The sequence below is a fragment of the Streptococcus sp. 1055 genome (assembly GCF_013276815.1).
In the GTDB taxonomy this organism is placed as follows: domain Bacteria; phylum Bacillota; class Bacilli; order Lactobacillales; family Streptococcaceae; genus Streptococcus; species Streptococcus pseudopneumoniae.
On the sequence record NZ_VMLT01000025.1, the window covers coordinates 1 to 10,775 of the forward strand.

Genomic DNA, 10,775 nt, shown 5'->3' on the forward strand with positions numbered 1-10,775 from the left:
ATTGTTCAGTACTACAACCTTGGTTGTAGTGCCCTGCACATTGGTTCGTCTTGTTCAGTTTTCAAAGGTCTTTGTCACTCGCTTCTCTCAAGCGACAACTATATTAGTATATCACAATCACTTTCGCTTGTCAACACTTTTTTGAAACTTTTTTAATCTTTTTTTCATCAAGTGTTACAACCGCAACATACTATAGTCCGTACGGGATTCGAACCCGTGTTACCGCCGTGAAAAGGCGGTGTCTTAACCCCTTGACCAACGGACCAGAGTTGTTATTTTCAACTCTTACTATTATACAGGCTTTTCTAACTTTGTCAACTACTTTTTCTAATTTTTTTCATTTTTTTTGCATGACTTCCTAATGGCTACGGATGTCAAACTCTTTAAACACAATACGTAAATCTCTTAACACTCTTTGACGCCCTCGGAAGCGTTCATCTCTTAAGATGCGTTCTAATTCTTCTTGTTGCTCTTTAGTTTGTTTATTTCTATAATTTCTTAGTGTTTCATGAAAGAGATAATAATCGTCTAGCCAGAGTCCTCCATCACTTATACGATGACTGATTTCACCCACTTCTTCATAAGGTTCTTTATCATATCTTCGTTTGTGGCTTTCTTGCTTACGGATATAGTCTAAAATTCGATTTCGAAACTTGGTTTTGAAATATTTCCTTAAACGAGGAATATCTTCTACTAGTCCTTCTTCTCTACTAATCAATTCATGTAAGCAAATCATTCCCTCTTGGTTCCAGTCCGATAGCTCCCATAAATGAAGGTAATATTCATTTCTACACTTATACACAGTTCCTTGGACTTCTTCATACAATTCTTTAATCATAATTTTCCCCTTTCTAGATACAGTCTAACAGATTAGAAACACTTTTGTTCCATTTTCTCCATTCTGTTCTCTACACCGTCTCAACTGCACAAAAAAGAGAGGCTCAGCCTCTCTCAGGGTTATAATTCTGCGATTTGGTTTAGGTTTACTTCTGCAACTGTGTCATTACCAAACATAGAGATAATCATCTTCACTTTGTTATTATCAATTTCTGTAATCTTACCAGTGTAGTCTGCAAAAGCACCATCAATAATACGTACAGTTTGACCAACCTCAACATCGAAATCAAATTCTTGAACAGTTTGTCCCATAGATACCAAAATGTCACGAATTTCTTGTTCCAATAATGGTGTTGGTTTTGATCTATTCCCGTGAGATCCGACAAATCCTGTAACGTTTGGTGTGTTTCGCACAACAAACCAAGCTTCATCTGTCATCACCATTTCTACAAGAACATAACCTGGAAAGCGATTTTCTTCTACTTCTTTTCTCTTTCCATTTTTTTCAACTTGCACTGTTTGTGTTGGAATTTCAACGCGTAGAATATTATCCAACATATTGTAGGTTTGTGCACGTTGTAATAGATTTTCTTTTACCTTATTTTCATAACCAGAATAAGTTTGTAAGACAAACCATCCTTTATCAAAACTATCCATGATATTTCCTTTCATAAATAGAAGATTTCTAGTGTAATTAACTCCACTAACCTTCTAAAAAATGTTAATAAATCGAATCAAACCTGAAACAATCAACTGGTCAAAAATGTAAATAATTACTACAAAGAAAGCTGTGTATTCCATGATAGAACGAAAATCTCTCCAGCTTTCCTTGCGAGTTGGCCATGTTGTGTCTTTAAGAAGTCTAAAAATATCTCCAATAAAACGCATCGCTCTCTCCTATCTCGTTTCTCTGTGTGTAGTGTACTTGCCACAATGCTTACAAAATTTATTTACTTCTAGTCGTGTAGGCTTGGGGGTTCCACTAATCTTAATTGAATAGTTTCTCGAACCACAAACCGCACAAGCTAGGCTTGCTTTTTTTAGTGCCATAACGCCTCCATCTTATCTATTATAACAAGAAAGCTAGGCTTTGACAAGCATCTTAGCGAAATAGATTGACTACCGAATCCCATATCGTTTGAGCCTTTTCCTTAATCTTCGCATCCGAGATAGCCCGACTAGCCTCATCTACTAGACTTTGCGCACGACTTCTAATATCAGAAAGGCTATTATCCGCCTGATTTTCTTCATTACTCTGTACTTGATTTCTTGTATTGGCTGGTGCAATTCCATTTTGCTTATAAGCATTTTCAACCGTAAAGGTACTTCCTGGTGTATAAGGTAAAATGGTATTGGCAATGTTTCTAAAGACATGGGCTGCACCATTTGAAGTAGATCCTGCTAGATAGTGATTTTCATCAGTGGTCGGAAAACCAAGCCAGTGACTAATCACTACATCTGGAGTATAACCAATTACCCATTGGTCACTTGTATACTCCGGATTGAAAACTGCTTCAGTTGTTCCAGTTTTTCCTGCCATGACATAGTTTGCAGGCGATGAACTAATACCGGTTCCGTTGGTGAATGTCCCCAACATCATACTAGTCATCTTGTCAGCTACAGCTTTATCAAGCACCCGTTTTTGTGAATGTTTATGGCTCGCAATAACCTGACCACTAGCATTTTCAATTCTACTAATAAAATGAGCTTCCGGCATTAAACCTTCATTTGCAAAGGCAGCATATGCTTGAGCCATTTGAAGAGGATTGGTTTCGACACCGCTTCCCAAGGCGACACCAAGAACACGGTCTACCTTTTCCATGTCGAGTCCGAATTTTTCGCCCGCCTCAAAAGCCTTATCAAGGCCCAAATCATTAACAGTAGCAACAGCAGGTAGATTAAGCGATTCTGCCAAGGCTTGATACATAGGAACTTCTCGACTCGTTTTGATTCCTGCATAGTTATCAACCTTATAGCTGTTATACTGCATGGTATGGTTATCCAAGAGCTTGTTCAAAGCCCAACCTGCTTCAACTGCTGGCGTATAAACAACTAAAGGCTTAATTGTAGAACCAGGGCTACGTTTTGATTGAGTTGCATAGTTGAAATTCCGGAATCCAGTTTTATCATTGTCAGCAACTTGACCGACAACTCCACGAACTCCTCCTGTTTTCGGTTCAAGAGCTACACTTCCTGATTGTGCAAATGTTCCATCCTCTACCCTCGGAAATAGCGATGTATTTTCATAGACAACCTGCATATTTGCTTGATAGTTTTGGTCCAGCTCTGTGTAAATACGGTAGCCATTATTGACAATCTCTTCCTCTGTTAGATTATACTTGGAAACAGCTTCATTAACCACCGCATCAAAGTAAGAAGGATAGCGGTAATCTGAGATTTTCCCTTCATATTTATCGTGCAATTGCGAATTCATATCAACTTCCGCAGCTTCGGTTTCTTGGTTTTTATCAATATATCCTGCTGCAACCATATTTTGCAAGACAGTGTCACGACGATTGGTTGAATCTTGTACGGAATTCAAAGGATTATACAATTCCGGTCCTTTGAGCATCCCTGCCAGAGTCGCAGCTTGATCCAAACTCACTTCTGATGCAGAAACTCCAAAGTATTTCTTACTCGCATCTTCTACACCCCACACACCATTTCCAAAATAGGCGTTGTTAAGGTACATGGTTAAAATCTGATCCTTACTATATTTTTTTGTTAATTCTAAGGCAAGGAAAAATTCTTTCGCTTTTCTCTCAACAGTTTGATCCTGTGACAAATAGGCATTTTTAGCCAACTGTTGGGTAATAGTAGAACCACCACCTGAACGACCAGCAGTGACAATCGCCAAGAAGAAACGGCCATAGTTAATTCCGTCATTTTTATAGAAAGAACGGTCTTCTGTCGCAATAACGGCATTCTGTAAATTTTTACTGATGTCAATCAGTTCAACGTAGGTTCCTTTTTGACCAGACAAGGCACCAGCCTCCTTTTCTTCACGGTCAAAAATGATAGTCCGAGTTTTCAAGGCGTTTTGCAAATCATTGACATTGGTTGACTTGGCTACAGCAAACAAATAGGTTCCTACTAACAAGCCTGCACTCAAACCTAGTATAACAACGATTTTCGTTAGATGATAGCGACGCCAGAATTTTCGAATCGGACCCACTTGGGCTAATTTTTTTCGATCACTGCGAGAACGACGTAAGCTAGTAGAATCAGAATCCTCTAGTTCACTTGTTTCTTTTTTAAAAAGAGAAAGAAATTTCTCGAATAATTTATCTAATTTCATGCGTTTATTTTATCATCTTCATCATAGGAAGACAAGAATTTAGCTATTTCCTATCCAAATAGGGCTTTTTTTGTTACAATATCTGTATGAAATTCACTTTTACTTTACCAGACTCTCTATCTCAAATGACGGTTAAGCAATTACTGGAGGAACAACTCCTCATTCCTAGAAAAATTCGGCATTTTTTGAGAATCAAGAAACATATTTTGATTAATCAGCGAGAAGTTCATTGGAACGAGATGGTGAAACCTGGGGATGTTTGCCAGTTGACTTTTGATGAGGAAGATTATCCCAAAAAGGAAATTCCTTGGGGCAACCCAAACCTCGTTCAGGAAGTTTATCAAGATCAATACTTAGTTATTGTGAACAAAGCAGAGGGGATGAAAACGCATGGTAATCAGCCAAACGAAATCGCCCTTCTCAACCATGTCAGTGCCTATGTTGGCCAAACCTGCTATGTCGTTCATCGTCTGGACATGGAAACCAGTGGCTTGGTTCTCTTTGCCAAAAATCCTTTTATCCTGCCCATTCTCAACCGCTTATTGGAGAAAAAAGAGATTTCTAGGGAATATTGGGCGCTTGTTGACGGAAATATCAACAGCAAAGAACTTGTTTTCAAAGACAAAATTGGGCGTGATCGCCATGACCGCAGAAAACGAATAGTTGATACAAAAAATGGGCAATATGCTGAAACGCATGTAAGCAGATTAAAGCAATTCCCAAACAAAACGACCCTTGTCCGTTGTAAACTAAAGACAGGGCGAACCCATCAGATTCGTGTGCACCTTTCGCATCATAACTTCCCTATTTTGGGCGACCCTCTCTATAACAGCAATCCAAAGACGAGTCGGCTTATGCTCCACGCCTTCCGACTGTCCTTTACCCATCCGCTTACTCTAGAGAAATTAAGCTTCACTGTCCTATCAGATACTTTTGAAACAGAATTAAAAAAGAATGGATGATTGTGTCATCCATTTTTAAATATTTGAAAAGCAAGACCAAGAGGCCTTGCTTTTTATCGACTCAAGAATTATTTAGCAATTTTTGCGAAGTATTCAAGAGTACGAACAAGTTGTGCAGTGTATGACATTTCGTTGTCGTACCATGATACAACTTTAACCAATTGTTTACCGTCAACGTCAAGGACTTTAGTTTGAGTTGCGTCAAACAATGAACCGTAAGACATACCTATGATATCTGAAGATACGATTGGATCTTCTGTGTAGCCGTATGATTCGTTTGAAGCTGCTTTCATAGCTGCATTCACTTCATCAACAGTAACGTTCTTTTCAAGAACAGCTACCAATTCAGTAACTGATCCAGTTGGAGTTGGAACGCGTTGTGCAGATCCGTCAAGTTTACCGTTCAATTCTGGAATTACAAGACCGATAGCTTTAGCAGCACCAGTTGAGTTAGGAACGATGTTTGCAGCACCAGCGCGAGCACGGCGAAGGTCACCACCACGGTGTGGTCCGTCAAGGATCATTTGGTCACCAGTATAAGCGTGGATAGTAGTCATCAATCCTTCAATAACACCAAAGTTGTCTTGAAGAGCTTTAGCCATTGGAGCCAAGCAGTTTGTAGTACATGAAGCACCTGAGATAACTGTTTCAGTACCGTCAAGAACGTCGTGGTTAGTGTTGAATACAACTGTTTTAACGTCGTTTCCACCAGGAGCAGTGATAACAACTTTTTTAGCTCCACCTTTAAGGTGTTTTTCAGCTGCTTCTTTCTTAGCAAAGAAACCAGTAGCTTCAAGAACGATTTCTACACCGTCAGTAGCCCAGTCGATTTGCTCTGGATCACGTTCAGCAGAAACTTTAACGAATTTACCGTTAACTTCGAATCCACCTTCTTTAACTTCAACAGTACCGTCGAAACGACCTTGAGTTGTGTCGTATTTCAACAAGTGTGCAAGCATAACTGGATCTGTAAGGTCGTTGATGCGTGTAACTTCAACACCTTCTACGTTTTGGATACGACGGAAAGCAAGACGACCGATACGTCCGAAACCGTTAATACCAACTTTAACTACCATTAGTGATTTCCTCCTTATGAAAATCATGAAATTTTTATTGTGAAAAGAGTAACTTGAATCACTACAAATCACCTTTCAACAAACCTATTATATAACTATTTAAGTTTAATTGCAAGTACGGGCATTGTTTTTCTATGTTAGTTTCTTTTTACGGCTATAAATCAAGAACTCCCTTACTATTCATATCGTAGCGATTCTACAGGATCCATTTTACTAATTTTACGTGCTGGGAAGTAGGCTGAGACATAACCAAGTAATAGAGCGAAAAGTAGAGTTCCTAAAACAGATAACAAATTTAATTCAAAAACCTTCGTGATGGATGGGTAAAAGTGATTTACAACCGCATTCGCCAAACTTCCCACCCCTTGTGCTACCAAAAAGGCCAGCAGCAAGGCGATGCCTACAATCCAGATAGCCTCGTAAATAAAAATTCCTTTGACATCACGATTTTGATAACCAACTGCCTTCATGACACCTATTTCCTTAGAACGTTGTATGATATTGATGTAAATAATGATACCAATCATGACCGCTGCTACCACAATAGCTTGTGATGAAAGTACAATCAACAATCCCTGAATGACACGAATAAAAGTAATCACAATATCAAGAACCTTCTGTTGAGAAAGAACAGTATACTTCTTGTTTTTCTGCAATTCTTCTGTTATCGCTTTTGTTTGTGATGGATCTTTGAGTTCCAAGATAAAATAAGATACAGCTTTTGTAAATCCAGCCTCTTTCAAAATCGTTTCCATTTGATGAGACGGCATGAAACTGTTGCTGTCCTCCAAGTCATCTTCATCATTGATTACACGTACAATCTTTGTTTGAAATTGAGCAGTCTTGCTAGCTTCAGCATCATTTTCTACAATGCTGGCTGAGACTGATTTGCCAATAATATCACTAGCTGTCAGATTTTTTCCTGTCTGTTCATTCCAATTTTTTAGTAAACTGCTTGGAATCGTCAATCCCTGTTCATTTGAATCAGTATAGAGGGAACCGGCTAATACTTTGTCCGCCTCATTACTACTAACAGAAATACTTGTATCCTCATATAGACTCACTACTTGAGCATAAGAAGGCATCGTTTGACTCAGATCCATTTCTTGCCCATCTATAGTAATATTTGACATAATCATCCCAAAAGGACTCTCCAAATATTTAATAGCTTCTTTTCCAACTGTATCCGTGATGTAGTTCTTATCGTCTTGGTTCAAAAAGCCTCGTCCAACATTTTTTGTGTTTAAAGCAATCTGAACTTGAGAAGGGATTTGACCTCCATTCGTATTTTCATCAATCATCGAAATCAATGCATTTCCCAAGCCGAAAGAAATTAAGACTCCTACAAAACCGATTGAGGTTGCTAGCGCAATCAATAGGTTACGCCACTTTCTTTCCAGAAAGTTATTTAAAGAAAGTTTGAATTTATTTTTCAATGATAATCCTTTATTTTTTGACTTCTTCAACGACTTCACCATCCTTCATTTTGATAATCACATCTGCATATTCGGCAACCTCTGGATTATGGGTTACAATCAGTACTGTTTTCCCTGTTTGGGCTAATTTTTTAAACACTTCCAATACCATTTCTTGGGATTGAGAGTCCAGCGAACCCGTTGGCTCATCTGCTACAATCATATCAGGCTGATTTACCAAGGCACGCGCGATTGCTACACGTTGCTTTTGCCCACCAGAAAGCTGTTTAACATTTTTAGCAATAAAAGGCTCCATGCCCAAGTTACTTAATTGCTCCTTTGCAATCATTGTCATCTCCCTGTCAGATAAATCTTTGACATAGAGAGGTAGCTTGACATTGTCCAAGACAGACTGATGAGGAATGAGATTAAAGTTTTGAAACACAAATCCAATCTTGTTTTTACGAAATTGAGTTAGTTCAATCTCTGATAAGTCACGGAGAGATTCCCCTTTAAACTCTAAATCTCCTTCATATTGTCTATCTAAACCACTGATGATGTTTAGTAGACTGGTTTTGCCACATCCTGATGGACCGTAAATCGCTGTAATTTTACCTTTTGCAATCTGCAGATTTATATTCTTTAAAGCCTGCTCTTGATGTTTACCGTCCAAGGCATAAAATTTTGAAATATTTTTAATGGATAAAATGGACATTCTTTCCCCCTTATTTAAAACTGTTATCATTATACATCATACTGATAGAAAATCCTTCAAGTTGATTGACCCTATGGGCCTACTACTTAGAGTTTCCTCTCTATTGCCTCGTTTGCTTCTGGATGTATATCAAGTAATACTCTTCGAAAATCTCTTCAAACCACGTCAACGTCGCCTTGCCGTACTCAAGTACAGCCTGCGGCTAGTTTCCTACTTTGCTCTTTGATTTTCATTGAGTATAAAATTCATTTTAACAAAAAAGCGGCATTCCCTCAATGACAGAAATGTCACTCCTATAAACTCTTTAACGATATCTTTCTAGATCCTCGCTCCATTCATTATCTAAACTAACGATTAACTTCTCATTGCCAAACATCCTCGCCATCATTTTTGCTTCTTCATACTTTTGTTTGGCTGTATCATAATCCGTCTGAATATAATATTTCCACTCCACCATCAAGACAATCGGTTGTTTTTGAAAATCTCGTGTTTTTTGCCCTATTTTATTTAATGTCTCGACTGCCCTCTTAAAATAATGAAGCAACCCCATAATCTCTATACAAGTTAAAGAAGCTAACAAGGAGTCTCTAAGTAAGTCCAAACAATCGAACTCTATCTTATCAACCTGAGAACTTAGTTTGTCATGAAAACAAAGAATGGTTTCATGCTCAGATTCTTTTATCTCACCCATATTTAAACCATCCATTAACTGACAGTTGAAATACAGTCTCAGTTTCAACAAGTCCTCGGCTTTATATACATCTCTGGATAGTAAGTCTTGAAGACTGTCCTCAATCACACTGCTTCCATATAAGGAATTACTAGTCATTCTCACTGCATCTATAGCTTGAAGACAATCCACTAGCACTTTCTCATCACGTGGCAAATCATCATAAAAATTCTCAAAAATCTCATCGAAATATTCTTCCTTTTGTTCCTGCAACTCCTTGTCTCCATAGTCAGGATGATGTAAAAGAAAGTACTTTAATTCTTGGTAACGCTTCGGTAATTCCTTATAATCTGGCATCAAGACGTAGGACGGAATTTCTAATCTATCTGCAATATATTCTAGGGTTTTTATCGTCGGGCGAAATTCTCCTTTTTCAATCCGCACCAACTGACGCACTGATAATTCAGACTCATCCCCGCAAAAAACTGGACGACTAAGTCCTTTCTCCTCTCTTAAAAGTCGCACTTTATCCCCTAACTCATTTATCTTGTTCATTTGCCCCTCGCATGATTATTAAAGATTTGATTTTCAAATAAATATATGCGATGATTATACCATTTTTCAAATAGAATTACAAAAAAGAGACAGGATAACTCCTGCCTCTAAACTGATAAACAATTATTTACGGCGTCCTGGTCTTTCTTTGTAGCCATAGTATGCATCTTCGATGATTTCTTGCATATGGTCTACCATTGGAAGACGTGGGTTAGCTGGTGAACATTGGTCTTCATAAGCCAGGAAGGCTAATTTACGAGAATGTTCTTTCCATTCTTTTTCGTCAATTCCTTGGTCTCTAAAATTCATTTGGATCCCAATACGTTCACCGAGTTCGTAGACAGCTTTTGCGTAAGATTCAACCCCTTCTTCTGGAGTAGAAGCTGGAAGTCCAAGCATGCGTGCGATATCTTGGTATTTTTCATCTGCACGGTAGTAGTTGTACTTAGGCCATGTTGCTGTCTTAGCTGGACGTGTACCGTTGTAACGGATAACGTACGGAAGCAAGATGGCATTTGTACGTCCGTGAACTGTGTGGAATTGCGCACCAATCTTATGGGCCATTGAGTGAGAAATACCTAGGAAGGCATTGGCAAAGGCCATACCAGCGATTGTTGAAGCGTTATGCATTTTCTCACGTGAGTGGAAGTCTGCATTCTTAACTGAGCTTTCGAGATTTTCAAAGACCAATTTAATAGCTTGAAGTGCTAAACCATCAGTGTAGTCACTAGCCATTTGTGATACGTATGCTTCTGTCGCGTGAGTCAATACGTCCATACCAGTATCAGCAGCAACAAATCCTGGAACTGTCAATACCAAAGCAGGGTCTACAATTGCCACAGTTGGTGTCAATGAGTAGTCAGCGATTGGGTATTTACGGTTGTTTGCTTTATCAGAGATAACGGCAAATGGTGTTACTTCAGAGCCTGTACCAGATGTAGTTGGAATCGCGATGAATTTAGTCTTCTTACCAAGCAATGGGAACTTGAAGGCACGTTTACGGATATCCATGAATTTTTGGACAAGGTCACGGAAGTCCACTTCTGGTTGCTCGTAGAAAAGCCACATTACTTTGGCAGCATCCATTGGAGACCCACCACCGAGTGCGATGATGGTATCTGGTCTGAAGGCACGCATAATCTCAGTACCACGGTTTACAGTTGTGATATCTGGATCCGGTTCTACATCCGCAAAGATTTGGTAAACAACCTTATTGCGACGAAGGTCCAGTTGTTCGATGATACGAT

The 10,775-nt window shown here is 38.8% G+C and carries 11 protein-coding genes and 1 tRNA gene; 1 reads left to right on the forward strand and 11 read right to left on the reverse strand.

The features are described 5' to 3' along the window. Positions 1-193 precede the first annotated feature (193 nt). The 6 genes from HT699_RS02965 to pbp2a all read right to left on the reverse strand — a co-directional run bounded on the left by HT699_RS02965 (position 194) and on the right by pbp2a (position 4,135). Positions 194-265 (reverse strand) — tRNA-Glu (locus HT699_RS02965). 93 nt (positions 266-358) lie between these two features. Further along, complete coding sequence (locus HT699_RS02970) at positions 359-838, reverse strand: sigma-70 family RNA polymerase sigma factor (protein ID WP_023939860.1); 480 nt, start codon at positions 836-838, stop codon at positions 359-361. Between the two features lie 119 nt (positions 839-957). Beyond that, entirely contained in the window at positions 958-1,494 is a 537-nt protein-coding gene (gene nusG / locus HT699_RS02975; protein ID WP_000376739.1) for a transcription termination/antitermination protein NusG, read from the reverse strand. 54 nt (positions 1,495-1,548) lie between these two features. Continuing rightward, on the reverse strand, positions 1,549-1,725 hold the full coding sequence (gene secE / locus HT699_RS02980) for a preprotein translocase subunit SecE (protein WP_001210991.1): 177 nt from the start codon (positions 1,723-1,725) through the stop codon (positions 1,549-1,551). A 9-nt stretch (positions 1,726-1,734) separates the two neighbouring features. Next, positions 1,735-1,887: a 50S ribosomal protein L33 gene (rpmG, locus tag HT699_RS02985; protein ID WP_014017356.1), complete on the reverse strand. Its 153-nt coding sequence runs from the start codon at positions 1,885-1,887 to the stop codon at positions 1,735-1,737. A 52-nt stretch (positions 1,888-1,939) separates the two neighbouring features. Then, complete coding sequence (pbp2a, locus tag HT699_RS02990; protein ID WP_172934085.1) at positions 1,940-4,135, reverse strand: penicillin-binding protein PBP2A; 2,196 nt, start codon at positions 4,133-4,135, stop codon at positions 1,940-1,942. Positions 4,136-4,221: 86 nt separating this feature from the next. Between pbp2a and HT699_RS02995 the strand changes: the two genes are divergently transcribed. Beyond that, on the forward strand, positions 4,222-5,097 hold the full coding sequence (locus HT699_RS02995) for an RluA family pseudouridine synthase (protein WP_345789793.1): 876 nt from the start codon (positions 4,222-4,224) through the stop codon (positions 5,095-5,097). Positions 5,098-5,165: 68 nt separating this feature from the next. Here HT699_RS02995 and gap read toward each other — a convergent pair whose 3' ends face one another. The 5 genes from gap to HT699_RS03020 all read right to left on the reverse strand — a co-directional run. Then, positions 5,166-6,173 carry a type I glyceraldehyde-3-phosphate dehydrogenase gene (gene gap, locus HT699_RS03000; RefSeq protein ID WP_138703480.1) on the reverse strand — a complete coding sequence of 336 codons (1,008 nt, stop codon included), beginning with the start codon at positions 6,171-6,173 and terminating at the stop codon, positions 5,166-5,168. Positions 6,174-6,349: 176 nt separating this feature from the next. After that, positions 6,350-7,651, reverse strand: coding sequence for an ABC transporter permease (locus tag HT699_RS03005; RefSeq protein WP_172934086.1), 1,302 nt, complete (start codon positions 7,649-7,651; stop codon positions 6,350-6,352). Next, positions 7,620-8,303 carry an ABC transporter ATP-binding protein gene (locus tag HT699_RS03010; RefSeq protein ID WP_138700662.1) on the reverse strand — a complete coding sequence of 228 codons (684 nt, stop codon included), beginning with the start codon at positions 8,301-8,303 and terminating at the stop codon, positions 7,620-7,622. Before HT699_RS03010 ends, HT699_RS03005 begins: the two co-directional genes overlap by 32 nt. Positions 8,304-8,607: 304 nt before the next feature. Next, complete coding sequence (locus HT699_RS03015) at positions 8,608-9,528, reverse strand: XRE family transcriptional regulator (protein ID WP_119942052.1); 921 nt, start codon at positions 9,526-9,528, stop codon at positions 8,608-8,610. A 123-nt stretch (positions 9,529-9,651) separates the two neighbouring features. Further along, positions 9,652-10,775 (reverse strand): iron-containing alcohol dehydrogenase (locus tag HT699_RS03020; protein WP_172934087.1); only part of this gene is annotated, 1,124 nt, incomplete at its 5' end.